Annotated in this window: 23 protein-coding genes and 1 rRNA gene; 22 read left to right on the top strand and 2 right to left on the bottom strand. The window is 62.2% G+C overall.

Annotation, left to right across the window (positions count from 1 at the left end):
* The 7 genes from rrf to moaC form a co-directional block, all read left to right on the top strand.
* Positions 1-99: ribosomal RNA gene (gene rrf / locus PZH32_RS10895) — 5S ribosomal RNA — on the top strand; the annotation flags it as partial.
* 105 nt (positions 100-204) lie between these two features.
* Positions 205-1,101 (top strand): acetamidase/formamidase family protein, encoded by an 897-nt coding sequence (locus tag PZH32_RS10890; RefSeq protein WP_275208203.1) that lies wholly within the window; start codon positions 205-207, stop codon positions 1,099-1,101.
* 120 nt (positions 1,102-1,221) lie between these two features.
* Positions 1,222-2,151, top strand: a complete 930-nt coding sequence (locus PZH32_RS10885) for a molybdate ABC transporter substrate-binding protein (protein WP_275208202.1) — start codon at positions 1,222-1,224, stop codon at positions 2,149-2,151.
* An 83-nt stretch (positions 2,152-2,234) separates the two neighbouring features.
* Positions 2,235-3,797, top strand: a complete 1,563-nt coding sequence (gene modB, locus PZH32_RS10880; RefSeq protein ID WP_275208201.1) for a molybdate ABC transporter permease subunit — start codon at positions 2,235-2,237, stop codon at positions 3,795-3,797.
* Positions 3,794-4,900, top strand: coding sequence for a sulfate/molybdate ABC transporter ATP-binding protein (locus PZH32_RS10875; RefSeq protein ID WP_275208200.1), 1,107 nt, complete (start codon positions 3,794-3,796; stop codon positions 4,898-4,900). The genes modB and PZH32_RS10875 overlap by 4 nt, the downstream gene beginning before the upstream one ends.
* Positions 4,901-5,130: 230 nt before the next feature.
* Positions 5,131-6,132 (top strand): GTP 3',8-cyclase MoaA, encoded by a 1,002-nt coding sequence (gene moaA, locus PZH32_RS10870; protein WP_275208199.1) that lies wholly within the window; start codon positions 5,131-5,133, stop codon positions 6,130-6,132.
* Positions 6,133-6,633 carry a cyclic pyranopterin monophosphate synthase MoaC gene (gene moaC / locus PZH32_RS10865; protein WP_275208198.1) on the top strand — a complete coding sequence of 167 codons (501 nt, stop codon included), beginning with the start codon at positions 6,133-6,135 and terminating at the stop codon, positions 6,631-6,633. It begins immediately after the preceding gene.
* Positions 6,634-6,862: 229 nt separating this feature from the next.
* Here the strand turns inward: moaC and PZH32_RS10860 are convergent, their stop codons facing one another.
* On the bottom strand, positions 6,863-8,659 hold the full coding sequence (locus tag PZH32_RS10860) for an FAD-dependent oxidoreductase (RefSeq protein WP_275208197.1): 1,797 nt from the start codon (positions 8,657-8,659) through the stop codon (positions 6,863-6,865).
* Between the two features lie 317 nt (positions 8,660-8,976).
* Here PZH32_RS10860 and PZH32_RS10855 point away from each other — a divergent pair, with 317 nt between their 5' ends.
* The 8 genes from PZH32_RS10855 to PZH32_RS10820 all read left to right on the top strand — a co-directional run bounded on the left by PZH32_RS10855 (position 8,977) and on the right by PZH32_RS10820 (position 15,450).
* A complete protein-coding gene (locus PZH32_RS10855) occupies positions 8,977-10,479 on the top strand; it encodes a helix-turn-helix transcriptional regulator (RefSeq protein ID WP_275208195.1) in 1,503 nt (500 codons plus the stop codon).
* Positions 10,480-10,596: 117 nt separating this feature from the next.
* Positions 10,597-11,397, top strand: coding sequence for a YebC/PmpR family DNA-binding transcriptional regulator (locus tag PZH32_RS10850; protein WP_275208194.1), 801 nt, complete (start codon positions 10,597-10,599; stop codon positions 11,395-11,397).
* Between the two features lie 210 nt (positions 11,398-11,607).
* Positions 11,608-12,408: an SDR family NAD(P)-dependent oxidoreductase gene (locus PZH32_RS10845; protein WP_275208193.1), complete on the top strand. Its 801-nt coding sequence runs from the start codon at positions 11,608-11,610 to the stop codon at positions 12,406-12,408.
* A gap of 94 nt (positions 12,409-12,502) precedes the next feature.
* Positions 12,503-13,000 (top strand): crossover junction endodeoxyribonuclease RuvC, encoded by a 498-nt coding sequence (ruvC, locus tag PZH32_RS10840; RefSeq protein WP_275208191.1) that lies wholly within the window; start codon positions 12,503-12,505, stop codon positions 12,998-13,000.
* Positions 12,997-13,593: a Holliday junction branch migration protein RuvA gene (gene ruvA, locus PZH32_RS10835; protein WP_275208190.1), complete on the top strand. Its 597-nt coding sequence runs from the start codon at positions 12,997-12,999 to the stop codon at positions 13,591-13,593. The genes ruvC and ruvA overlap by 4 nt, the downstream gene beginning before the upstream one ends.
* Before the next feature lie 34 nt (positions 13,594-13,627).
* Positions 13,628-14,668, top strand: a complete 1,041-nt coding sequence (gene ruvB / locus PZH32_RS10830) for a Holliday junction branch migration DNA helicase RuvB (protein ID WP_428994030.1) — start codon at positions 13,628-13,630, stop codon at positions 14,666-14,668.
* Positions 14,669-14,683: 15 nt separating this feature from the next.
* On the top strand, positions 14,684-15,103 hold the full coding sequence (locus PZH32_RS10825) for a hypothetical protein (protein ID WP_275208188.1): 420 nt from the start codon (positions 14,684-14,686) through the stop codon (positions 15,101-15,103).
* Positions 15,104-15,246: 143 nt separating this feature from the next.
* Entirely contained in the window at positions 15,247-15,450 is a 204-nt protein-coding gene (locus PZH32_RS10820; protein WP_275208187.1) for a cold-shock protein, read from the top strand.
* Between the two features lie 64 nt (positions 15,451-15,514).
* Here the strand turns inward: PZH32_RS10820 and PZH32_RS10815 are convergent, their stop codons facing one another.
* A complete protein-coding gene (locus PZH32_RS10815; protein WP_275208186.1) occupies positions 15,515-16,459 on the bottom strand; it encodes a class I SAM-dependent methyltransferase in 945 nt (314 codons plus the stop codon).
* Between the two features lie 139 nt (positions 16,460-16,598).
* Here PZH32_RS10815 and thyX point away from each other — a divergent pair, with 139 nt between their 5' ends.
* From thyX to PZH32_RS10780, 7 genes are all read left to right on the top strand, one after another.
* Positions 16,599-17,285, top strand: coding sequence for an FAD-dependent thymidylate synthase (gene thyX, locus PZH32_RS10810; protein WP_275208185.1), 687 nt, complete (start codon positions 16,599-16,601; stop codon positions 17,283-17,285).
* 89 nt (positions 17,286-17,374) lie between these two features.
* Complete coding sequence (locus PZH32_RS10805) at positions 17,375-18,694, top strand: DUF1385 domain-containing protein (RefSeq protein WP_275208184.1); 1,320 nt, start codon at positions 17,375-17,377, stop codon at positions 18,692-18,694.
* Between the two features lie 180 nt (positions 18,695-18,874).
* Complete coding sequence (locus PZH32_RS10800; protein ID WP_428994025.1) at positions 18,875-19,615, top strand: amino acid ABC transporter ATP-binding protein; 741 nt, start codon at positions 18,875-18,877, stop codon at positions 19,613-19,615.
* 9 nt (positions 19,616-19,624) lie between these two features.
* Positions 19,625-20,551 carry a transporter substrate-binding domain-containing protein gene (locus PZH32_RS10795; RefSeq protein WP_275208183.1) on the top strand — a complete coding sequence of 309 codons (927 nt, stop codon included), beginning with the start codon at positions 19,625-19,627 and terminating at the stop codon, positions 20,549-20,551.
* Complete coding sequence (locus PZH32_RS10790; protein WP_275208181.1) at positions 20,551-21,771, top strand: amino acid ABC transporter permease; 1,221 nt, start codon at positions 20,551-20,553, stop codon at positions 21,769-21,771. The genes PZH32_RS10795 and PZH32_RS10790 overlap by 1 nt, the downstream gene beginning before the upstream one ends.
* A complete protein-coding gene (locus PZH32_RS10785) occupies positions 21,764-22,420 on the top strand; it encodes an amino acid ABC transporter permease (RefSeq protein WP_275208179.1) in 657 nt (218 codons plus the stop codon). The genes PZH32_RS10790 and PZH32_RS10785 overlap by 8 nt, the downstream gene beginning before the upstream one ends.
* A 205-nt stretch (positions 22,421-22,625) precedes the next feature.
* Positions 22,626-25,121, top strand: coding sequence for a DNA topoisomerase I (locus PZH32_RS10780; RefSeq protein WP_275208178.1), 2,496 nt, complete (start codon positions 22,626-22,628; stop codon positions 25,119-25,121).
* Positions 25,122-25,192: the final 71 nt, after the last annotated feature.

Below are 25,192 nucleotides of genomic sequence, written 5' to 3'. Positions count from 1 at the left end.
TGGGGGATCACCCGATCCCATTCCGAACTCGGCAGTTAAGCCCCACCTCGCCGAAAGTACTGCGGCGCCAGGCCGCGGGAGGACAGGTCGTTCCGCTCGCAGGGGGCGCTTTTACGTGGCGGCGATAAGTCTGTGCGATTATGAGATATTCAACTAGAATAAGCGATGTCATGTGACGTCGCTTTTTTTGTTTGAGGAGGATGCATGATTGAGCTGAGCGAAGACAAGGTGCTGTACGCTTTCGACAAGGATCTCGAGCCCGCAATAACGGTTCCCTCGGGAACGACGGTGCGCCTTCGCACTAAGGACTGCTTCGGCAATCAGGTGCAGCGTCCGGAGGACGAGCTCGATGAAATCGACTGGGATCACATCAATCCGGCAACCGGGCCTATCTATGTAGAGGGCGCGGTGCCCGGAGGTGCGCTGAAGGTGACCATCGAGAATATCGAATTTGATAGCCAAACGGCCTCCTGCACGGGCGAGGGCGAAGGTGTTTGCGGCGACCGTTTCAGTGCGTGGAGCACCCATCTCTGCCAGATTGATGGCGATGAGCTGGTGTGGGATGAGACCTTGCGTATTCTTCTGCGTCCTATGATCGGTGTTATCGGGGTGGCGCCCGCTGGGGAGCCCGTTAATTGCGGCACGCCCGGGTCTCATGGTGGCAACATGGACAATACCGCCATTACCACGGGGGCTACGCTCTATTTTCCCGTGTCCACCGAGGGAGCTCTTTTCGGATGCGGTGATATGCATGCGGCCATGGGAGACGGCGAGATTGGTGTTTCCGGTGCAGAGGTAGCCGGTTATGCCACGGTGACGCTCACGGCGCTTCCTGAGCTTTCCTTGACCGATCCTTTGATCGAGAACGCTACCCATTTCGGCGTGATCGCCTCGGCTGAAAGCCTGGATGCCGCTGCCGATCGCGCGGTGCACGAAATGGTGGATCTTATCTGCGATCGGACGGGTAAAGCTGCCGATGAAGTGGTCATGTTGCTGTCCCTGGTTGCCGATGTTCAGGTATGTCAGATGGTGGATCCAGAGAAAACCGTGCGCTTCATGGTGCCCAAGTACGTGTTGGATGCGCTGGGATTCGCTCTGTAAGTAGCCAATTAGCCAGTTTTGTCATTGTTGCCATTTGGAAATGTATTCTCTCTTGTTTATATACTAAATACAGAATAATATAGTTACTGCAAAGTTTGGTATCAACTATGGGAGGGACCAATGACTAAAACGTGGAAACAGGGCGTCCTAGCTCTTGCTATGGTAGCGGCGCTGGGTTTGTTTGGCTGTGCGAGCGGTACCGAGCAAGCGGACAACGCTGATACGGCCAATGCCGATAAGACCGAGCAGTCGGCCGATCAGAGCGCGGCCGCCGCGACCAGTGACGGAGAAGAACCGGTAGAGCTGCAGATCTTTGCCGCCAACTCGCTTACGAAGGCCATGGCCGAGGCGCAGGAGCTGTACACCCAGCAGCATCCCAATGTCACGTTCGGCGATACTCAGTACGAGGCTTCAGGTACGCTCAACGAGATGCTTGGCGCTGGTCAATATGCCGATATCTTGATTACCGCTTCCAAGGGCACCATGGATGATGCCGTTGAGGCTGGCTATGTGAAGTCTGACACGAACCGCACCATGTTTACCAACCAGCTGGTAGTGGTGACCAAGGAGGGCGGCGATCTGGCCAACACCGATGTCACGCTCGAGGATATTGCCGCTGGCAAGTACACGCTGTCGGTGGGCGACGAGAATGTGCCGGCGGGCAACTATGCCGCTCAGTCCCTGTCGACGGTAGGCGCTTACACCGAGCCTGATGGTGCCACGGGCGCTGATGCCACGGGCAAGGGCGGCACCTGGTCCTCCACGTTGGAGCCGAAGATCACCTTCGGCGCCAAGGTGGGCGATGTGTGCAAGTATGCCGAGACCGGCGAGGTCGATATCGCCATGGTGTACACCTCTGACGTGTACCGCATGGGCGGCGTGTCCATCTGCTCGGTCGTGCCTGATGACACCCACAAGGCGATTACCTATCCGGGTGCGGTCTGCACGGACAGCAAGAATGCCGAAGCCGCAGCCGACTTCCTGGAGTGGTGCATGACCGACGAGGATTGCGCTAAAATTTGGCAGGAGTGGGGCTTCGAGATGGCCTAGGCCATTCCGAGCGATTCTCAATACGGAATGAGATGACGGGCGAAGCGTAGCTTCGCCCGTCTTGTCTATGAAGGATGCGGGATATGGAGACAAAGGGCCTCAAACAGAAGGGCGCCTGGCGGTTCACGTTAGGAGCTCGGGCGATAGGCGCGGCTCTTCTTGTGGCAGCCATCGTGCTGCTCGCCGGTCATGGCGTCGCCGAGCGCGCTTTTGCCGCTTCTGCCGAAGCCCAGCCGGTTTCGGCAGAGGAGCTCGATTTGGCGGCCCTTGCCGAGAGCGGTGAGGTCGATGTGTCGGCTGATGGCGATGCGGCTCGATTGAGTACGGCACCGTGGGCCGTAGAGGGATTCTCGCGCTCTCAGACCGGTTCCAATCGGGCCATCGATGACGTCTACTATGGCTATACCTATCGCGTTGATAGCCCGGATATGGCCATGGTGGTGAACACCGCGGACTATGCCGTTGTCTACGTCCCTGAGGGTCTATGCTCATCCCTTGGTATTGACCTGGAAGCTATGGGGGATCGCCAGCAGCTGCTGAGCATGATCCTTCCCCTCGACCAGGGTCTTTCCAAGGGAAGCGCTACGCTGGAGCGCCAGCAAACCTGGTATTTCACCCAGCAGTCAAGTTTGACTATCGGCGACGTCTCCTATGAGTTCGGTCGAGAGCTGAAAGAAGGCTACTTCTACGTGGTTATCGCAGGGGCAACCGAGGACGTCGATGTAAAGGCAACCGTTCAGCCGGCCCAGATGGACAGCTTCTTGCTGGTCGATGCAGAAAGCGCTGTCATAGCCGAGGCGGGTACGCCCCTGGAGCAAATGGGCGAGTTTCTGGCGACGATGGACTACTCGCCTTTGTGGGTCACGCTGAAAACCTGCGGCGTGGCCATCGTCTTCGTCTTCTTCCTTGGGTTGGCAGCTGCTTACTTCACCATGCGTATTTCGAAGCGCGCTCAGGATGTCTTCGATACGGTGTTTACTATTCCTATGGTATTGCCTCCTACGGTGTGCGGTTTTCTACTGCTGATGCTGCTGGGGCGCAACACCGCCTTCGGGCAGTTCTTCCAGGAGATTGGTTTTCCCTTGGTGTTCAGCTGGCAGGCGACGGTCATTGCCGCGGTGGTGGTGGCCTTTCCCCTTATGTACCGCAGCGCTCGAGGGGCCTTCGAGAGCCTTGATCCCAACATGCTCGATGCGGCCCGCACGCTGGGTTGGTCCAACGCGCGCATATTCCGCAAGCTGATGCTGCCCCTGGCCTGGTCGTCCATTGCCTCGGGCACGGTGCTGGCCTTTGCCCGCGCCCTGGGGGAGTTCGGTTGCACGCTCTTTCTTGCGGGCAACCAGCTGGGCAGCACGCGTACTATCCCCATTGCCATTTACTTCGAATGGATGAACGGCAATCAGGCGGCCACGTGGTTCTGGACCATTGTGCTGATCATCTTCAGCTTCCTGGTTATTCTGTTCATCAACGTATGGAGTCGTCATACGACGCGCTACCGCGAGAAGGCTCCTCGATCCGACGGTCGCTCGCCGAAGCCGCGGCGCCATGGCCGTCACGGCGGGGGCAGGCAAGAAGGCAGCTCCGATGGTCTTGAGAGGGCGGAACTGGCGGCTATGGGCGCCAGCGCCGAAGGAGGTGCCCGATGAGCTTGCAAGTGGATATTCGGAAGAGCTTCGGCGACTATACCCTGGACGTGGCCTTTGAGGCCGGCGATGAGACCCTGGGCTTTCTGGGGGCATCGGGCTGTGGCAAGAGCCTTACTCTGCGCTGCATTGCCGGCATTGAAACGCCCGATGAGGGTCGTATTGTCGTGAATGGCAAAGTCTTCTTCGACTCGGAAGCGCGCATCAATCTGACGCCGCAGCAGCGCAAGACGGCGCTGCTCTTCCAGAATTATATGCTCTTCCCCAACTTGACGGTGGCCGATAACGTGGCGGCGGGAATTGGTCGCGAAGCGTCAAAGGAGGAGCGGGCGGCTATTGTGGCGCGCGAACTGGACCGATTCGGTCTGCGCGGGTTCGGCCAGCGTTACCCGGCCCAGTTGTCGGGCGGCCAGCAACAGCGCGTGGCTCTGGCACGTATGCTGGCGGCAAGTCCGGGCATTCTCATGCTCGACGAGCCGTTTAGTGCGCTGGACGCCCACTTGAAGGGCGTGCTCGAGCAAAACTTGGTGAGCCTTTTCGAGGCCTATAAGGGCACCATTCTCTATGTGAGTCACGATATTGACGAGTCCCTGCGCTTCTGCGACCGCATTGCCGTGGTGGACGCGGGGCGTATTGTGGAAGAGGGCACGGGAGACGAACTGGTAAACCACCCTCAGTCCGTGGCCGGCCTCAAGCTTTCGGGTTGCAAGAATGCCACGCCTGCACGGAGGGTGGACGAGTATTGCGTCGAGTTGCCGCAGTGGGGCATTCGCGTGCAGACCGAAACGCTGGTGCCGGCAAATGTGAAGTGCCTGGGCGTGCGCGCCTTCTATCTGGAGTGCGCCGAGGGACCGGGCGAGAACTGCTACCGTATGCGAGTGGATCGCGTGAGTGATTCGCGCTTCGAGCGCACGGCGCTCCTGGGTTTCGTGGACCGCCCCTATGCCGAAAAACAGGCGGTTGATTTCGACGACAACGAAATGAGTTACTTGCACCAGCATGCCTTCTGGCGTATTTCGAAGCACACGGACAAGGTGCTACCTCGCGAGGGCGACGTACTGTGGATTCGTATCCCCTCTGACAAGGTGTACTTAGTGACCCATTGAGTGTTCGGCAGGAAGGGCAGGGCGAAGGTCGGAGCGGTCGGAGCGAGGGTCTCGATCCAGCGCGGGTGTCGCTGGTCCTGACGGCAGAAGAGCAGGAGCGCAGAAAAGGGAATGGGGAAGTTCCACAGCTTATTGAGGGTTATATGCCGTCGTGTATAATACCTCCCAAGCAATGAGGCTCCCCAGGGGAGCATGAGAGGCCGGCCCTGGGGCCATGCCGAAGGGGAGCTATGAAAGACTCACATGGGCGGGTAATCGACTACCTGCGTATTTCTCTGACGGATCGGTGCAACTTCCGGTGCGTGTACTGCATGCCCGAAGAAGGTGTCTGCGCTATGAGCCACAAGGAGATTCTGCGTCTCGAGGAAATCGAGCGCTTGGTCAAGGTGGCCGCGGACTTGGGCATTCGCAGCGTGAGGCTGACCGGTGGCGAGCCTCTGGTACGCAAGGGCGTGGTCGATCTGGTGGATGCCATCACGAAGATCGATGGCATTGAGAACGTGTCCATGACCACCAACGGGGTACTTCTGCCCCGCATGATCGACGATCTAAAGGCGGCGGGGCTTTCGCGGGTGAACATCTCGCTGGATACCCTCGATGCCGATCAGTTCCGCGCTATCACGCGCGTGGGCAACTTGGAGGACACGCTGGCTGGCATCGATGCCGCATTGGAGGCGGGACTCAACCCCGTCAAGGTAAACGCCGTGACGGTACGCAGCTTGAACCAGGATTTCCTGGCCTTTGCCAAGATGTCCATCGATCGGCCCCTGCATATGCGGTTCATCGAGTACATGCCCGTGGGCGACACTAGCGAAGACGGTGGCACGGGCTGGGGCAAACAGGACGTTATCCCCTCTGAGGAGTTGTTCGACATCATCAACGAGCAGGCGCGCCAGGCGGGGCTCCCCGAATTGCGGCCTGCGGGCACCTCGAAGCCGCTGGGCTGGGGTCCGGCCCGCTATTTCGAGTTCCCCGACGCCCAGGGCACCGTGGGCTTTATCAGCCCTTTGTCGCGTCACTTCTGCGCCGAATGCAACCGTTTGCGCGTGACCGCCGACGGCAAAGTCCGTCCCTGTCTGTTCTCGGACACTGAGTACGACGTACGCAGCGCCTTGCGCGAGGGCAGCGACGGGGCCGTGCGCAACGTGCTGTTGGAGGCGCTGGGCGCCAAGCCCGACGAGCACCACGACAAAGTAGGTACCGAGAGAAATATGTCTCAGATCGGAGGATAGATGAGCGAATCGCTGACCCATATCGATGAAAAGGGCGACGTGCGCATGGTGGACGTGTCGCAGAAGGCCGACACGGAGCGCGTGGCCGTGGCCGAGGGCTTCATCTCCATGAAGCCGGAAACGCTCGACCTTATTGCCAGCGGCACGGCGAAGAAGGGCGATGTGCTTGCCTGCGCCCGCGTGGCCGGCGTCATGGCCGCTAAGAAGACGAGCGACCTTATTCCCATGTGCCATCCGCTGAATATCACCAAGGCGAAGGTGGAGTGCACGCCGGTGTTCGAAGGTGAGCGCGAGGACGGCCGCGTGGGTGTTCACGTGACCACTACGTGCGGTGTAACGGGTAAGACGGGCATCGAGATGGAGGCGCTGACGGCGGCCTCCGTGGCGTGCCTGACGGTGTACGACATGTGTAAAGCGGTGGATCGCGGCATGGAGATTTCCGAGGTGCGCCTGCTGAAGAAAGACGGCGGCAAAACGGGCCTTTGGCTGCGCGAGGAATAACAGCGCGCGGGACGGCAGATAGGTTTAAAGGGGCGAGGCCCCAGAAGGTGCGCGGAGCAAGGCGCCCTCTGGGGCCTCGTTTTGCATTGGCGTGCGATAATTCCCGCAGCCTAACTCAAAGGAAAAGCCCCTGGCCGGGGAGGGAGGGAAGGCCAGGGGCTTCTTGGCGTTCTGCGAAAGGGGGAGGGAGGGCGCCTTTCGCAGCGGAATTGCTGTCTTAGGCGAGGTGCTAGCCGAGGAACTTCGCCACGGACTTGCCGCACTCGCGGCCGAGTACCAGGGCGAAGGCCAGAGACACGCCCGGAATGGGGGTGATATACTCGGTGCCGAAGCGGCGACCGCAGTCGTTGCCGGCCATGTACAGACCCGGGATGGGCTCGTAGTTGGCATCCACGGCGTTCTGCTCGCCGTCGGTGATGATGCCGCCCATGGTTACCATGGTCTCGCCGAGAACCGGATCGAAGGTGCAGGCGTAAAAGGGACCGTCCTTCACAGGGAACAGCACTTCTTTCGCGCGACCGAACTCCTCGTCGACGCCGGCTTCCACGTAGCCGTTGTAGCGCTCGATCTGGGCCACAAACTCCGTGACGGCGTCGCCGGTCAGGCCGAGCTGCCCTGCCAAGCCCTCCAGGGTGTCGTCGGCAATGAACTCCACCTGGGTCATGGGGCCGCCACCGCCAGGACCGCCCTCGCCCTCTTCCTGCTCCGGCTCCTCGTAGGTGCCTTGGAACTTCGCATAGGCCGTGTCAAGCGACTCGCGCAGCGCCTGGATGTTCGCCTCGGTAGCGTCGAAGCCGGCGTGCTGAGGAATGGTGTACTGACGGTACTCGGGGAAGTTGTTGTCGCAGACAGCATACTTCGTCTTGCGGCTCATGAAGGTGGTCTGATAGCCGCGCTGCTCGGACGTGGGATAGAACTCGTTGCAGAAGCGCTTGCCGGATTCGTCGATCCACACGGCCTGGGGCAGACAGTTCATCTTGCCCGGTACCGAGAGACCCTTCATGTTCATACCGGGGATGGGCGTGGTCTCCAGATGTGCGCCGGCCCAGTAGGCCATCTGCACACCACGGCCGTCATTGGCCGACATGGAGTTCAGCTCCTCGCCCTCGACCAGGGCCTGGGCCATATCGGGCATGAAGTAGGCCATCATGTCGGGGTTGCCGCCCATGCCGCCGCAGGCGCATACCACAGCCTTGCAGGTGATCTTGATATAGCCATCAGCATCCGAGGCCACCAGGCCCGCAACCGCGCCGTTGTCCATGATGATGTACTCGGCAGTGGTGCCGAAGTAGAACTCGGCGCCCGCTTCTTCGGCGGCAGCCTGGTTGTACATTTGGATCTTGGTTTGGTTGCACTCGCCGTAGAAGGAGCACACGGACGGCCAGAACTTGATGCCGGAGAGCTCGGAGAGCTGATGCTCGGACGGCGGGAAGAACGCCGTAGTCATGGTGGCGAAGTCTTCTTCGGTCAGGCGGTCGAGGTACCAGTTGGAGTTGGCCTCGGAGTTCTGGGCGAACTTCATGACCAGCGTCGGATTCGGCATATTGGCCGTGATCTTCATGAAGTTCTGGTAAAACTCCACCGGATCGATGTGCGGCACGCCGCGCTCCTGCAGGATGGCCGCGTTCAAGGCCGCGAACTCGTTGCCCGTGGCCGCATAGGTGTCCTCGGGCTGCTTTTCGATAAGGATAACCTTCTTGCCCTGCTCGGCCAGCTCGCGGCAAGCGGTGATGCCGGCGAAGCCGTGGCCGCAGACCACTGCGTCGCAAGAGAGCTCCTTGGCGAATTCGGTCACCTCGGCGGGCGGCGTCATCCAGCTCGTGTCCTTGACGTTGTGGATGTGGACGTTGCTGGCTCCGGCGTCCTGCCCGGTGGCCTCGCCTGCGGTGCTTCCGGTGCTACTGGACTCGGTGCTGGCTGAAGGACTGCAGCCAGCCAAGCCTGCCACGCCCGCGGCCATGGCCGCCGTGGCGCCCAGGCCCAAGAACGAGCGACGGGACATCCCCTGCATCGTTGTCTTGCTCATAATCCCTTACCTCCCATGTGATTCGGAGTTCCTTTCTTCGCACCGGGTAAGGAAGCGCGGCGTCGGCGTTTGCGTTGCGCCGTGGCTCCTCGCTTGCGGTGCGCATCTCGCATCCTAGGGGGTGCGGGCGGTCGCGAGGAATCGTTAGGGTGGGGTATATTGGCGTTTTCGCCCCTCGCGGAAATGGGGGAGATTTTATTAAATGCCTGTTCAGATAAGGTCTCGGCTCATTTTTGCTCCCCTGTGACCTGCGGGCGGCGCAGTATCCGATATACTGGCAGACGAAACGCTGCGCGAAGGACAGGGAGGGCTGGACGGTGCAGATTTCAAAGTACTTCAGGCCCGAGGCGCTGTTGCTGACGGCTTTCTTGGCGACGCTGCCCATTTACGCCCCTAATCAACTGCTCTTCAATACAGAGTTTACGGGCTCGCCGCTGTTCATGGCTCCCTTTGCCAATACGCTTCTTGGGGGTACGGTGCTATGCGGGATATTCGCGGCCGTTCTTTCAGTGCGCCGTGGCGACCGGCTTATTCTTTCCCGCGGAGCCGTCAGCGCGGCTTCGGTAGCTTATCTTGCGGGCTATGCCCTGTTGATTGTTTGCGCGGCCGTCGAGGGATGGGCTACGCCGGTTGCGGGAGTAGTGGCGGGCTCCCTCCTTGCTTTTGCCACGGTGGTTTTGGCGGTGGCGTGGGGCGTCTATATGGCGCAGTTCAGTCTTCGTTGGGCTTTGTTGTGGGTGGCGGTTATGGTGGGAGCGGCAGCTCTTATGGAGCTTCTGCTGTCTGCGGTCACCTTTGCCGTGGGCGCGCTGGTGTTCTGCCTGCTGCTGCCGTTGGCCTGCGCACTGCCGTGCTGGTTGGCCTGGCGCGCGAACACGAAAGGATCGGGCGCGCCGGACGCGTCTGGCGGCGAAAGCGACGGCATTCTGTTTCCTATGCGCCCGACATGGGCGACGGATGCGTCTTCCCGCACCGTCGACGGGTCAGCGCCAAAGCCTCTGCGTGTGCGGCTTGGCGCCATGGCCTCAATGGTGGCCATGCCCTTCGTGGGCCTTATGGTGTTTGCGTTCATGATGGGCACGCGTAAATTCGTGCTCTTCGATGTGGTACATATGGAGGTGCTCGGCTGCGCGTTGGGCGCGGTGGCTGTGGTGCCATTGTGCCTGTTCGGCTCCAAGCGTCCTCTCATGCCGCTTATTTATCGGCTCTTGCTCCCTTTGGCGTGCCTTGTGCTGATTGTGTTGAATGCCTTCCCCGGCGGTACGCCGCCTTTGTGGCTTGCGGGATGGATGACCTATCCCTTCTACGGTGCCGTGGCCATCCTTGCTTTGGCGGGGCTGTGCGCGGTGGCTCACGCCGGCGAGTTTCCGCCCGGCCTGGTTTACGGGGTGGCTCTTGCGGGGTTTGCCGCCTGCTCGCTTCTCGGCGTTGCGGCCACAGGATGGGAGCCCTTCAAGGCGGAAGGGGGTGGCCCTGCGCTGCTGGTGGTAAGCACCTTGTACTTCGCCTATATGCTGGCTTCGGCGCTGATTTCCCCATGGCGCCGACATGATGTGGAGGACGAGGACGCCACCGAGACCGACGGAGCGCCCGCGCGCACGCCCGATGTGGCGGCCCGCTGCGAAGTCTTGGCCGACGAGTGCGGACTCACGCCGCGCGAGCGCGAGATCTTCGGGTATCTGGGACGCGGCCACGGCATTGCCTTCGTGGCGGACACCCTGGTCATTTCCGAGAGCACCGTGCGCACTCACGTGAAGAGCATCTACAAGAAGCTGGGCGTGGGCTCCCGCGAGGAGCTGCTCGAGAAGGTGGATGCCTGAGGGCCGAACGCGCGCAGTTTTGGCGTTTTGCAGGGGGAGCGCGGTCAGTATTTCGCGAGGCGGGCCCTTGTGGTACCATTAACCGCTGTTGTATTCGTATTTCGAAGGGACGTATTCATGTCAGGGCATTCTAAATGGGCAACAACTAAGCACCGCAAGGCCGCTCAGGACGCCAAGCGCTCGGCTTTGTTCTCGAAGCTGGCTCGTAACATCACGGTAGCTGCCAAGGAGGGCGGCGACCCGAACCCCGACAACAACGCTTCTCTGGCCGCGGCCATCGAGAAGGCCAAGGGCTACTCCATGCCCAAGGATAAAATCAAGACCGCTATCGACAAGGCTTTCGGCTCCGGCAAGGATGCCGCCAACTACGAGACGGTGGTCTACGAGGGCTATGGCCCAGCGGGCGTGGCCGTGCTGTGCGAGGCACTCACCGACAACCGCAACCGTACCGCTGCCGACGTGCGCGCCGCCTTCTCTCATTCCGGCGGCAACCTGGGCACCTCGGGCTCTGTGGCGTTCCAGTTCGAGCGCAAGGGCCAGATTGTGGTGGCGAAGGAGGTCGAGACGGGCGACAAGAAGAACCCCGTCGGCCCCAATGGTGCTGCCGCCGATGAGGAAGAGTTCATGCTCGCCGTGGCCGAGGCCGGCGGCGACGACTACGAGGACGCCGACGAGGAGTGGGTAGTCACCACCGCTCCGTCCGATCTTATGGCGGTCGTGAAGGCCCTGGAGGCTCAGGGCGTGCAGGTGAAGGGCGCCGAGCTCATCATGGTTCCCACCACCCCCACCGAGGTTTCCGTGGCCGATGCCAAGAAGGTCATGCGCCTCATCGACAAGCTGGAGGAGCTGGAGGATCTGCAGGCGGTGTACCACACCATGGACATCACCGACGAGATCGCCGAGGCCCTGGACGAGTAGCTCGTTTCTGCAGCTTTTGCCTGCTGAAGCCCCGAAGCTTGTGCTTCGGGGCTTTTTTTTTGCGCCAAGGGCGCGTTTCGCCGCCCTGCCTTTCGGGGCGGGTTGTGGCCGCTTGCAACAGGATGGAAACATTCGCTGTCGTCCTTCTGATAGGGTAGCATGAGGCAAGCGCGTGGCTTCGGCGTTCGCGCATTGGACAAAGGAGGCCCCATGGGTTTTTTGGAAGGTAAGACTGCCATCATCACCGGCGGTGGATTTGCGGCGCTGAAGGACGGCTCTGCTGGCTCCATTGGCTACGGCATTGCCACGGCCTACGCCAAGGAAGGTGCGAACCTGGTTATCACCGGCCGCAACGTGAAGAAGCTCGAGGAGGCGAAGAGCCGTCTGGAGGAGGCCTACGGCATCCAGGTGCTGCCCGTGGCTGCCGACGTGGCTGCCGGCACCGACAACAAGGCCACGGTGCAGAACGTTATCGACCAGGCCATGGAGAAGTTCGGTCGCATCGACGTGCTGGTGAACAATGCTCAGGCTTCGGCCTCGGGCGTTACCTTGGCCGACCACAGCACTGACCAGTTCGATCTGGCCATCTACTCGGGCCTTTACGCTACCTTCTACTATATGCAGGCCTGTTATCCGCATTTGAAGGAGACCAAGGGCTCCGTTATCAACTTCGCCTCGGGTGCCGGCCTGTTCGGCAATTACGGCCAGTGCGCCTATGCCGCTGCCAAGGAGGGCATCCGCGGCATGAGCCGCGTGGCTGCCACCGAGTGGGGCCCCGACGGCATCAACGTGAACGTGGTGTGCCCGCTGGCCTGGACCGCTGCGCTGGAGAATTTCCAGGAGCAGTACCCCGACGCCTTCGAGGCCAACGTGCACATGCCTCCCATGGGCCACTACGGCGATGTGGAGAAGGAGATCGGACGCGTGGTGGTGCAGCTGGCCAACCCCGATTTCAAGTTCATGAGCGGCGAGACCCTCACGCTGGAGGGCGGTATGGGTCAGCGTCCGTAGATCGCTGCCGTCGACAGCCGAGCGGGATTCCGCTTGCAGTCAGCAAACATTTGTTCTATGATAAGCCCCACTTACAGAAAGCGGGGCTTTTCTTTTGGCTGGCAAAACACGCATCATACTGGGCATCGATCCTGGCTTGGCCCATACGGGCTGGGGAGTGGTCGAGCAGTGCGGCGCCTCTATGGGGTGCGTTGCCTACGGCTGTGTGGCCACGCCGGCATCCCAGCCCTTGGCCGAGCGCCTCATGAAAATCCACCATCAAATTGGGGCCGTGGTGCAGCGGTTCCAGCCGGAATGCGTCGGCATTGAAACCGTCTGGTTCGGTCAGAACATCACGGCAGCCTTCGCTACGGGCCAGGCTCGGGGCGCCGCTCTGGTGGCCTGCGCTGAAGGCGGCCTTGCGGTGGGGGAGTACTCGCCTCGCCAAATCAAGCTGGCCGTGGTGGGCGAAGGCTCGGCCGACAAGGAGCAGGTTCAGTACATGGTGCGGCACCTGCTGAAGCTGGAGCAGCCACCGCAGCCGGACCATGCCGCCGACGCCCTGGCCGCCGCTATCTGCCATATTACGCACGAGAATGGGATGTTCGCATGATTGCTTTTCTCAAAGGGGCCGTGGCGGCCGTGCTGCCGCCCAGCACCGTCTATGTCGATGTCAACGGAGTGGGCTACGGCGTCACCATGGCGCAGTCGGCGTTGGCCAAGCTGCCTCCCGTGGGCGAAGAGGTCACGGTGCTCACTTATTTGTCCGTCACGGAAAACGGCATCGGCCTCTACGGCTTTCTTTCCGAGGAAGAGAAGGCCATGTTCGAGCGTCTGGTCTCGGTCAGCAAGGTAGGTCCGAAAATGGCCCTGGCGGCGCTGTCCACCTATGCTCCCCGCGAACTGGCCGATGCTGTTGCCGCAGGCGATGTCGCCCGAGTGTCTCATATTCCCGGCGTGGGGAAGAAAACCGCCGAGCGCATCATTCTCGAGCTCAAGGGTACGCTCGAGGAAACCCTCGACTCGCTCTTCAACGTGAGCGCCGAAAGCTCGGTCGACGCGCTAGCCTTGCAAGGGGCCACCGAGGCGCTGCTGGCCATGGGCTTTACCTCCGCCGAAGCCGAGGTTGCTCTCAAGGGCGCTCCCGAGGGCGCGGGCGAGGGGGCCCTGCTACAATATGCCCTGAAACGACTGGGAAGCCGATAGGACGCACGTGGCATACGATTTGGACATAGAGGGCATCGGGTTTATCGCCGGCCAGAACAGCGACGCCTCCGAGGGGCGTCAGCGCGCCGTGGCCCCCACGTTTACCGAGGACGATTTGGAGCTCGATTTCTCCCTGCGCCCGAAACGCCTCGATGATTACCTGGGCCAGACGAAGGTGAAAGAATCCCTGGGCATTATGATCCAAGCCGCCCAGGCCCGAGGTGACGTGGCCGATCACATCCTGTTCTCGGGCCCTCCGGGTTTGGGAAAAACCACCCTTGCCACGGTGGTGGCCAACGAGCTGGGCTCTTCCATTCGCACCACTTCGGGGCCGGCCATTGCCCGCACGGGCGATCTGGCCGCCATCCTCACCAATCTCGAAGAGGGCGATGTGCTGTTCATCGATGAGATCCACCGTCTCAACCGCATGGTGGAGGAAGTGCTCTATCCGGCCCTGGAGGATTTCGAGCTCGACATCGTGGTGGGCAAGGGCCCTGCTGCGCGCTCCATCCGCCTTGATCTTCCCCGCTTCACTCTTATTGGCGCCACCACCCGCACCGGCCTGCTTACCGGTCCTTTGCGCGATCGCTTCGGCGTGGCGTTTCGCCTGCAGTACTACACTCCCGAAGAGCTCGCGCTTATTGTGTGTCGCTCGGCGGGCATTCTCAACGTGGCCATTGACCAAGAGGGCGCTCTGGAAATTGCCCGGCGTAGCCGCGGCACGCCGCGCTTGGCCAACCGCCTGCTCAAGCGCGTGCGCGATTGGGCCCAGGTGCGGGGCGACGGTGCCATCACCGAGGACACGGCCGCCGAGGCCCTCACGTTCTTCGAGGTGGACCATTTGGGGCTGGACGCGGTGGACAACCGTTTGCTGGAGGTGCTCTGCGTCCAGTTCGGCGGTCGTCCTGTTGGCCTTACCACGCTGGCCTCGGCGCTGGCCGAAGATCCCGACACGGTGGAGGACGTCTACGAGCCCTATCTTATGCAGCAGGGTCTTATGATGCGCACGCCCAAAGGGCGCCAGGCCACGGCTCATGCCTGGGAGCATCTGGGGCTCACGCCGCCGCAGCTCTAGCGCGAAAGGAACGATATGTTCGAGCAAGACTACCTTATGCGCATCATCGCGCAGCTTCTGGGCGCTATTCGCCGCTCTATGGAGCGAGCCGCCGGCGAGGACGATCCCGACGGCGCCGCGCAGATGCTTGATGCCGCTTTGGGCGAAGCCACCGATTTGGATGGCGAGGCGCTGTTGTCATTGGCGCCGGATTCTCTGGCGCAGATTCTCCAGGTTTCGGGAGTCGATCCTCACGTTACCGAGTACATTGCGCGCAGCCTGTTGCTCTCCTCACGTTATTACGGGGACGCCGGCCACGCCGATGTGGCCGCGCTGCGTCGCCGCCAGGCCTTTGCCGTGGCCGACGCCTTTGGCCGTGGCCTGTCCGACGAATCCGCCTCCGACGAGGAGCTTGAAGCGCTGTTCGATGCCGACACTGCATCTGACGGCATCTAGTGAAGATGAATAATTTCGCACGGAAAACCGGTCAAACTAGCGTATAGTGTCACCCGTGCCCTCGAGGTGAGGGTGAGTGTTGCCGCCATGCAGCACGTGTTATTACCTTTCCGGGAGACCGGAAAGAGGAAAGAGGATTTAAAATGGCGGAAGGTACTGTCAAGTGGTTCAACCCTGAGAAGGGTTACGGCTTCATCTCTCAGAACGACGGCGAGGATCTGTTCGTTCACTTCTCTGAGATCAAGATGAACGGCTTCAAGACCCTGAACGAGGGCGACGCGGTAACGTTCGAGGTGACCGAGGGTCAGAACGGCAAGCTGCAGGCCAGCAACGTCGAGCGTCTGTAACATCAGTAGACACTATTGAAAAAGGGCCCGGTTCTCAGGAACCGGGCCCTTTTTGCTGCTTTCGCTACCATAGACGCTGCGGTTCGCACGCCGTGTCCCAGGAAAGGAAGGCCCAGGTAATGACACGGGGATTGCGCAGTTGGAGTGCCCCCTCCACGCTTCCGTGGCCATCATCTTCGCCGGCGCGGGGGTTGGGTACCAGCTGCTCGGCGAGCCAGGGGCGCAGTCGCGCAAGAGCATCCTCGATACGGCTTTCGGGAAGCGGGGCTCCCATGCCGTCGGCGCCGGGGGATGCCGCAAACTTTCGAACCATGGCAGTTAGGTCGGCGGCGGCATCCTCTTCGTCTTGGTAGCTTTTCGTGCGATAGCTGCGTATAAGGCGAACCTCGGGCACATAGCCCATTTCGCTGAGCACCAGATAGGCGTAGAGGTAGTCGAAGCCGCGCGGTACCGGCAAGTCCAGGGCCTCGAAAACGGCCAGATCGACGTGCGGGGAGGCGCCGGTAGTCAACGTGGCGCAAGCGCGGCGCCGCGCAACCGCACTGAGCTTGCGCAGCGAAGCCTCCAAGTCGGCCGTGGCCACCGAGCGCGAGGCGACGGCCACGTCGACGCAATTCGGCTCGATGCCGGCCGCCTCCCAGTTGTCCTCCCAGCTGAGCAGCAGGGGCTCGATGAGGCTGCTTACGCCGCGGGCTTCGGCTTTGGCTTTCAGATCGTCAAGCATCCCCTGGGAAAAGTCGGCGGCCATCACGTGATGCCCCGCAGCGGCCAAAGGCAGTGCCAGGGCGCCGTTGCCGCAGCCCATGTCGAACACTGTCTCGCCGGGCTCGATGGCGGCGAACCCAAGAAACTGATCGGTATAGGAGGAGGGGGCATCTTTCGTGCGGAACGTGGCAGCCCGCTTGTCCCAATAGGCGGCGTTATCAGGGGGACGGCGGCGTTTCTGCGCCTCCTTCCACTGGTCGTTCCAGCAGGTGCTGGTAAGAAGGGGCGTGAAGGTCTGGTCCATGGGTCCTCCTGGGAAGGGCCGAAGTGCGCTCGCACTGCGACTTGTGGTTATTGCTCGGTTCGCCGCGCCCGGCAGGGACGGCGCCGCGATCCTGCCATTATACTTCTTGCAGACCAAAACGATTTCCAAGGAGCGTTTCATGCAGGTAGAGCTTTTGTACCACACTCCCGATCCCGAGCGCGCCATCGCCACGGCAGCCCGGCTGTGCTACGCCCCGGTGGGCGCCGCCGAGCTCATGGAGACCATGCCTCCCGAGCGCGTGAAAAGCGTGCTGTCCACCATCATGGGGTCGGGGCACTTCTCCACGCTGGAGCATGCCAGCTACACCTTTGCCGTAGACGGGGTGTCGCGCGCCCTGACCCATCAGCTGGTGCGCCATCGCATTGCCAGCTTCAACCAGCAGTCCCAGCGCTACGTGAAGTTCAAGGGCGACATTCCCATGGTGAAGCCCGAGACCGTGGCGGCCGATCCTGAAACCAACCGCCTGTTCGACGAGGCCGTGGATGCCGTGTCGAAGGCCTATCGCGCGCTGGTGGAAGCAGGCGTGCCGGCCGAGGATGCCCGCTACCTGCTGCCCAACGCCGCGGAGACGAAGATTGTCGTGACCATGAACGTCCGGGAGTTGCTGCACTTCTTCGAGCTGCGCTGCTGCAATCGCGCCCAGTGGGAAATTCGCGCCCTGGCCCATAAGATGCTCGAGCTTGCCCGGCCCACGGCGCCCTATATCTTCGCCGATGCCGGCGCGCCCTGCGTGCACGGCTCGTGCCCCGAGGGCAAGATGACCTGCGGCACGCCCTACCCGAAGGTCGATCGCGCGTCTTTGTAGTCCGCGGTTCATCCTCGGCCACCCCGCCCCTCTTGGTGAGGGGCTTTTGCCGCGACCTTATTTTCAGAGCAAGAAACGGAAGACTCGTTATGACCAAACAGAAAAGCGACCTCTCGCGCGCTTTCTCCGAGGACGGTGCCGTCAAGACCCATGTGGGCGGTCAAGCGCTCATCGAGGGCGTCATGATGCGCGGCAAGTACAACTGGGCCGTGGCCGTGCGCGAGCCCAACGGGACCATCTACGTGGAAGAGCACGAGCTGGCTTCGGGCAAAGAGAAGAACGGCTGGATGTACTGGCCGCTCGTGCGTGGCTGCCGGGCGCTGGTGGAGTCGCTCATGCTGGGGTTCAAGGCGCTGGAAATTGCCGCGCTCCATGCCTTCGGCGATGAGGAGGGCGAGCAGAAGGCGGCGGCCGAGGCGGATTTCGTCGAGGCCGAGGCCGAGCTTGAGGGAGCCACGGCCGTAGCCCAAGAAGAAGAGCGCCATGCCGATGCGGTTGCCCACGACGCTGCCAGCGCTGCGGCTTCGCAGGGCGACGACGCCTTCGACTGGAAGCGCGACTTTGGACGACCGGATACCATGGTGGACGCCCTGGGTGCCCAGCGAAGCCTTGAGGTGGTAACGGAGGGGGCGCCGGATGCAGCTAGCGAGGCGAAGCCGGCTGCAGCCCCCGCTGCCGATCGGCCCGGAGCCTCTGGGTCGGCCTCCGCGGCCGAGGACGAGGACTCCTTCGGCCACCGCGAGATGATGGTGTCCATGGTGGTGGGCGTGATCCTCGGTGTGGTGCTGTTCATTGTGGCCCCGGCGGCCATCACCAATCTTATTGTAGGAGAGTACGACGATCATACGCTGGCTTGGAACATTGTGGACGGCCTTTTGCGCGTGGTGGTGTTCGTGTTCTACATCTGGCTCATCGGGCGCATGGACGACATCAAGCGCATGTTCATGTACCACGGTGCCGAGCACAAGACCATCCACTGCTTCGAGCACGGGCTGGAGATGACCCCGGAAAACGCGAAGAGCTTCCCGCGTCTGCATGTGCGCTGCGGTACCGCCTTCCTTATCATGGTCATGGTCATCGCCATCCTTGTCTACACCATCTTTCCCCTGAATGCCATCATCTCGGGCTTCGGCGTGCCCGACGGCCTGCCGAAGCTCTTGCTGGTTATTGTGGCGCGCATTGTGCTCATGCCGCTCATTGCGGGCATCTCCTACGAGATCACGGTGAAGTGGGCCGGCAGCCATCCGGACAACCCGCTGGTGAAGATCATCCTGTGGCCCGGTATGCAGATGCAGTACCTGACTACCAACGAGCCCGACGAAGGCCAGATCGAATGCGCTATCGCCGCTATGCAGGCGGTACTCGACCGCGAGGCCGCCGAAGAGGCGAAGGCGCCGGCGACAGCCTAAGCGCAGCGTACACCCACCTGCGACGGCCGTCTTCCGCGAAGGAGGGCGGCCGTTTTGCGCTGCGGTCACCTGACCCTGCCTGTCATGGTTTCGTCGCACAGGTGTTTTCTGGGCGAAACCGCTTTTTGACGCTTTGCCGATAAACTTTTTCACGATAGGAGAACGCCCCCAAGGTGAGGAGTGCGTATCGTGGAACCGCTTATTCGCGTCGACAACATAAAGAAGAACTTCGGGCAGGTAGAGGCGCTCAAGGGCGTTTCGCTGGACGTGGCTGAGGGTGAGAAGGTGGTGGTCATCGGACCCTCGGGATCGGGCAAGAGCGTGCTCATCCGCTCCATCAACGGGCTCGAGCGTCCCGATTCCGGCCAGCTTATGGTGAACGGCATCGACCTGATGGCCAAAAAAGTCGATGGCCGCAAACTGGCCAGCGAGGTGGCCATGGTGTTTCAGGGCTACAACCTCTACCCCCATAAAACCGTGCTGGAGAACGTCACCTTCGCGCCTGAGAAGGTCCTGAAGGTGCCCAAGGCCGAGGCCGAGGCCGCTGGCTTGGCCTATTTGGAGCGCGTGGGGCTGTCCAGCAAGCTGGACAAGTACCCCGACCAGCTTTCCGGCGGTCAGCAGCAGCGCGTGGCCATTGCCCGCGCGCTCAACATGCATCCGAAGATCATGCTCATGGACGAGCCCACCAGCGCACTTGACCCAGAGATGGTGAACGAGGTGCTCGACGTTATCAAGTCCCTGGCTGAGACGAACATGACCATTGTCATGGTCACCCACGAGATGGGTTTGGCCCGCGATGCCGCCGACAAGGTGGTGTTCATGGAAAACGGCCTGGTAGTGGACGAGGGGACGCCAGAGTATCTGTTCGGCCCCTCCTCTAACGAGCGTGTGCAGGCCTTCCTCTCGAAGATTCTGTAGGTGAGGGCCATGGCATTGAACAACATCACGCGGCGGCAGTTCGTGAGGCTTTCTGGCGGGGTGACGGCGGCCCTGCTGGTGGGCGGCGCGGGCCTGTCCCTGGTCGGTTGCGCTCCCTCTGGCGACGTGCTGCGCGTCGGTACGAAGATCGACGTGCCCGGCTTCGGGTTCCAGAACCCCGAGACGGGCAGTGTGGAGGGCCTGGAAGTTGATGTGGCCCGCGAGCTGGCGGCGCGCATCAAGGGCGACCCGAACGCCTTGGAGCTGGTAGGCGTGAACGTCACCACGCGCGGGGCCATGATCGACAATGGCACCCTCGACGCCGCCCTGGCCACTTTTACCATCAACGAGCAGCGCAAGCGCACCTATGACTTCTCGCGTCCTTACTATATCGATCATATCGGCGTGCTGGTGAAGAAGGACTCGGGCATTACTGACCTGGCCGGTTTGAACGGCAAGACCGTGGGCGTGGCGCTTTCTGCCACCACCAAGGACAAGCTGCGCGAGGCCGCGGCGGAAATTGGCATCACGTTGAACTTCGCCGAGTACGCCACCTATCCCGAGATCAAGATTGCCCTGGTGGCCGGTCGCGTGGACGCCTTTTCCGTGGACAGTTCCATCTTGGTGGGCTACCAGGACGACACCACCTACCTGCTGCCCACCCAGTTCGCGCCTCAGGAGTACGGCGTGGCCACGAAGAAGGGGAGCGAGCTCTCTGCCCAGGTTGACGACGCCATCGCCGCCATGGAGGCCGATGGCACCCTGACCGCGCTCAAAGAGCGCTGGGGCCTGTCTCTCGTCACTGAGGCCGATGTGGAGGCCGAAGAGGCGGCGGGTGACACGGGCCTGGGGGCCGGCGATCCGGCGGACGACCCCGACAGCTCCGCTGCCGAGACGGCGGATAGGACGGCCGGGGGAGAAGGGGGTGCATCCTGATGGAAGTATTTGCCCCCTATAAGTGGGAGGCGCTCTTCTCCCGTTGGCCCGAGCTGCTGGCCGCCTTCGGCACTACCGTGGCTATTTCGGCTTTGGCCCTGGTGATTGCCCTGGTGTTCGGGTTCGTGTTCGGCGTGTTCTCGGTGTCGCGCTTCCGTGGGCTGCGCGCGCTCACGCGCATCTACGTGGAAACCGTGCAGAACGTGCCGCTTCTTCTGCAGGTGTTCGTGCTCTATGCGGTGTTTCCGCTTCTGGGCTTGTCCCTGACCACCTTCTGGATTGGCGTACTGGCCATTGGCCTGTATCACGGCGGCTATATGTCCGAGGTGGTGCGCAGCGGCATCGGCTCGGTGCATCGCGGCCAGTTCGAAGCGGCCAAGAGCCAGGGCTTCTCATCGGTGCAGACCATGACGCTCATTATCCTGCCCCAGGCCATGCGCATCATCCTGCCGCCCTTGGCCGTGCAGGCGGCAAACTTGGTGAAGAACACTTCGGTGCTGGCCTTGGTGGCCGGCGGCGAGCTCATGTACTTCTCGAATTCCTTTGCCGGCGATACCAGCTACTATGGACCGGCCTATGTGGTGGCGGCGCTGCTGTACTTCGTCATCTGTTTTCCGCTTTCCCGAGCGGCCGTGGGGTTGGAGAAGCGCATGGGGGCACATCGCCACGTGACCACGGGCGATGCCACCGAGGCGCTATCCGCCGACGCCGTGGAGGTAACGCCGGGCACCCACGATATTACCGGCCATGCGGCCAGCGTTGCCCTGGCCGGCGGCGTGACCACCATGACCCGCGGCACCACCACCTTGGTGCCGGCGCGCGAGGTGCCCTCGCCCCGCCATCCGCACCATACCTGGGCCGTGGAAATTGCCGTGACCGACGAAGGGGTCGGGCTGGTGGAGGCCTGCGCCTTGGACGACAAGCTGAAGACCGAGGAGCATCCCATCGACTGGGAGCCCTTCGCGCCGCCGACGTTCACCGGCAACCAGGCGGCGGAAATTGCCGACGACATTGGCTTGGAGCTGGCCCAGGCCGAGGTGACCGCGGCCGAGCGCCGTCGGGCCGTGGCCCGGGCGCGGCGCCAGGAGCGGGCAGAGCGCGGTAAAAAGCATTCGCGGCGCTCAAATGGTGCGGGACGCATTGCCCGCTCGCTCCATCGTAAGGCGGCGCGCAGCAAAGCGCCCAAGCCGCGCCGGAAAGGAGGTGGCGACCATGAGTGACGTGCTGGCTCTGCTTACGTGGACCAACTTGCTGTTCCTGCTTCAGGGACTGGGGCTCACCCTTGTTATTTCGGCGCTGTCCATTGCCCTTTCCGTGGTGCTGGGCGCCCTCATCTCCATCATGCGCGGATCGTCGCACAAAGTGCTGCGCGGCATTGCCATCGCCTATGTGGAGTTGTTCAAGAACACGCCGCTTTTGCTGTGGATCATGTTCACGTTCTTCGTGGCCCAGCTTCCGCCCTTGCCGGCAGCGGTGGTGGCCTTCACGTTGTTCACGGCGGCTTCGGTGGCCGAGATTGTGCGCGGCGGCTTGGCCAGCGTGCCGCGCGGCCAGTACGAGGCGGCGCAAAGCCAGGGGTTCTCGGCACCGCAAATGTACCTGTACATCATCATGCCCCAAGCGCTGCGCAACATGGTGCCGGCGCTGCTCTCGCAGTTCGTGACCACTATCAAGGACACGTCTTATTTGTGGGGCGCCATGGCTTTGCAGGAGCTTATGGGGCGCGGCATGATTCTGATGAACAGCTACAACTCCACGGTGCAGATCTTCGCCATCTTCGCCCTGCTGGCGCTCATCTACTTCATCGTCTGCTTCACGCTTTCGCAAATTGTGCGTGCCTATCAACGCAAGCTGAAGGGGGCGCGCTAGGAAAACCCCGCGGTCGCTTTTCCGTCGAGTCCGTAATTTTCTTGCGCGCCCCTCGAAATCGTGTATGCTATGCCCCATGCGCTTGGACGGGCTGGCATGCCGACGGTCCCTGCGTTCTGTTTGAAACCCCGCGCACGTAAAACTTTGAAAGGGGAATCCGTGCGAACGTGAGGGCCGCCCCGCGCGGCCGTTAAGGAGGAGACGCGTGAAGCTTGTCGTAACCGAGAAGAACGACGCGGCGGTCAAGATCGCCGATTTGCTGGGGGCCACGAAGCCCAAGGCCGACAAGGTGTTCAACACCCCGGTGTACCGATTCGATGTGGACGGGGAGGAATGGGTGACCATCGGTCTGCGTGGCCACATCCTGGAGCCCGACTTTACCCCCTCGCTTATCTATAAAAAGCGCGGCGGCTGGACCGGTGTCACCGCCGAGGGCGAGGCGCTCCCGGCGGTCATTCCGGCCGATTTGCCCAAGCCCCCCTTCAAGAAGAAAAAGCCCTTCACCACCGACGGCGTGGAACTCAAGGGCTGGAAGATGGAGGCGCTGCCCTATCTTATCTACGCTCCTATTGAGAAGCTGCCCAAAGAGAAGGACATCATTCGCTCGCTCAAGAATTTGGCGAAGAAGGCCGACTCCATCGTCATTGCCACGGACTTCGACCGCGAGGGCGAGCTTATCGGCTCCGATGCCCTGGCCTGCTGCCGTCAGGTGAACGAAACGGCGCCGGTGTCCCGCGCCCGTTACTCGGCGTTCACTAAGCCCGAGATTACCCATGCTTTCGCCAATCTGGTGCCCATGGACGATGATCTGGCCAGCGCCGGCGCGTCCCGTCAGGATATCGACCTTATCTGGGGTGCGGTGCTCACGCGCTATCTGACCTTGGTGAAGTTTGCCGGCTACGGCAATGTGCGTTCCTCGGGCCGTGTGCAGACGCCCACCCTGGCCCTCATTGTCGAGCGCGAGCGCGAGCGCATGGCCTTCGTGCCCGAGGACTACTGGGTCATCCGCGGCGCCTTCGATGCCGGCGCGGCTGCGGGCCCCACGGCCGGCGACGGCCCCGAGGCCTTCGAGGCGCCCCACGCCACGGCCCGCTTCAAGGTGGAGGCCGAGGCCACGGCGGCTATGGATCACGTCAAGGGCGCCACCACGGCGCGCGTGGCCTCCATCGAGAAGAAGAAGCGCACGGTGCAGCCGCCGGTGCCCTTCAACACCACGTCCCTTATGGCCGCCGCGTCGGCCGAGGGCATCTCCCCGGCCCGCTGCATGCGCATTGCCGAGAGCCTGTACATGGACGGCTATATTTCCTATCCGCGTGTGGACAACACGGTGTACCCGAAGTCCCTGGACCTGGCCGAGGTGGTGAACGCCATTGCCGGCAACCCGGCCTATGGCCCCTACTGCAAGCAGCTTTTGGCCGCCGGTCCTTTGAAGGCCACCCGCGGCAAGACGGAGACCACCGACCATCCGCCCATTTATCCCACGGCCAAGGCCACCCCGGACGACCTGTCTGCGGCCGATTACAAGCTGTACAACCTTATTGCCCGCCGCTTCCTGGCCACCCTGTCGGGCCCGGCCACGGTGGAGGGCACGAAGGTGACGCTCGATGTGGCCGGCGAGCCTTTCGTGGCCAAGGGCGACGTGCTGGCCGAACCCGGCTTCCGCGCCATTTACCCCTACGGCCTGAAGAAGGATGAGCAGCTTCCCGCCATGACCGAGGGCGCCACCATTGCCTTTAACGGCGCCACCTGCACGAAGAAGCAGACCGAGCCCCCGGCGCGCTACTCCCAGGGCAAGCTCGTCCAGGAAATGGAGAAGCTGGGCCTGGGCACCAAGTCCACCCGCGCCTCCATCATCGAGCGCCTCTACCAGGTGAAGTACGTGCAGAACGACCCCATCGAGCCCTCCCAGCTGGGCATTGCCGTCATTGGCGCCCTCGATAAGTTCGCCCCGCACATCACCCACGCGGAGATGACCGCCGAGCTGGAACACTCCATGGACCGCATCGCCGAGGGCGCGGTGTCCAAGGACGAGGTGGTGGAGAAGTCGCGCAACCTGCTGTCCGAGCAGCTGGCCAGCCTCATTCCCCATTCCGAGGAAGTGGCCGACGCCCTGGCCGATGCCGTGGCCGCCGACGCCTACGTGGGCCCGTGCCCCAAGTGCGGCAAGGACCTGCAGCTGCGCGCCAGCCATAAGACGAAGTCCATGTTCATCGGCTGTGCCGGCTGGCCCGACTGCGATGTCACCTATCCGCTGCCTAAGGGCAAGATCGAGGCGGTGCCCGAGAAGTGCCCCACCTGCGGCATGCCCCAGGTGAAGGTGACGGCCTTCCGCAGCAAGCCGCGCATCCAGTGCATCGACCCGAATTGCGCTTCCAACCAGGAGCCCGAGGTAGTGGTAGGGAAGTGCCCCACCTGCGCTGCCGCCGGCAAGGACATGAAGCTTATTGCCCGCCGCAACCCGCGCACGCTGAAGCGTTCCGTTACCTGTGAGAACTTCGACGAATGCCAGACGCGCTACCCGTTGCCGCAGTACGGCGACATCATTCCCACCGAGGAGGTGTGCGAGCACTGCGGCGCGCCCCTGGTGGTTATCAAGACCGCTCGCGGGCCTTGGAAGCTGTGCCCGAACTTCGATTGTCCGGGCAAGGAAGAGGAAGAGAAGGCCAAGACGGCCAAAAAGAGCACGCGGAAGAAGAAGTAGCGGCTCGTCGGGGAAGCGCTCGGGGAAGGCCTGCTCGCCGCCCGCTGAGCGCTTGTTCCTCCTCCGAACGC

The sequence above is a fragment of the Adlercreutzia equolifaciens genome (assembly GCF_029076695.1).
In the GTDB taxonomy this organism is placed as follows: domain Bacteria; phylum Actinomycetota; class Coriobacteriia; order Coriobacteriales; family Eggerthellaceae; genus Adlercreutzia; species Adlercreutzia equolifaciens_A.
Note: the sequence above shows the minus strand (reverse complement) of the source record. Positions and strands in the feature narration are given on the sequence as shown.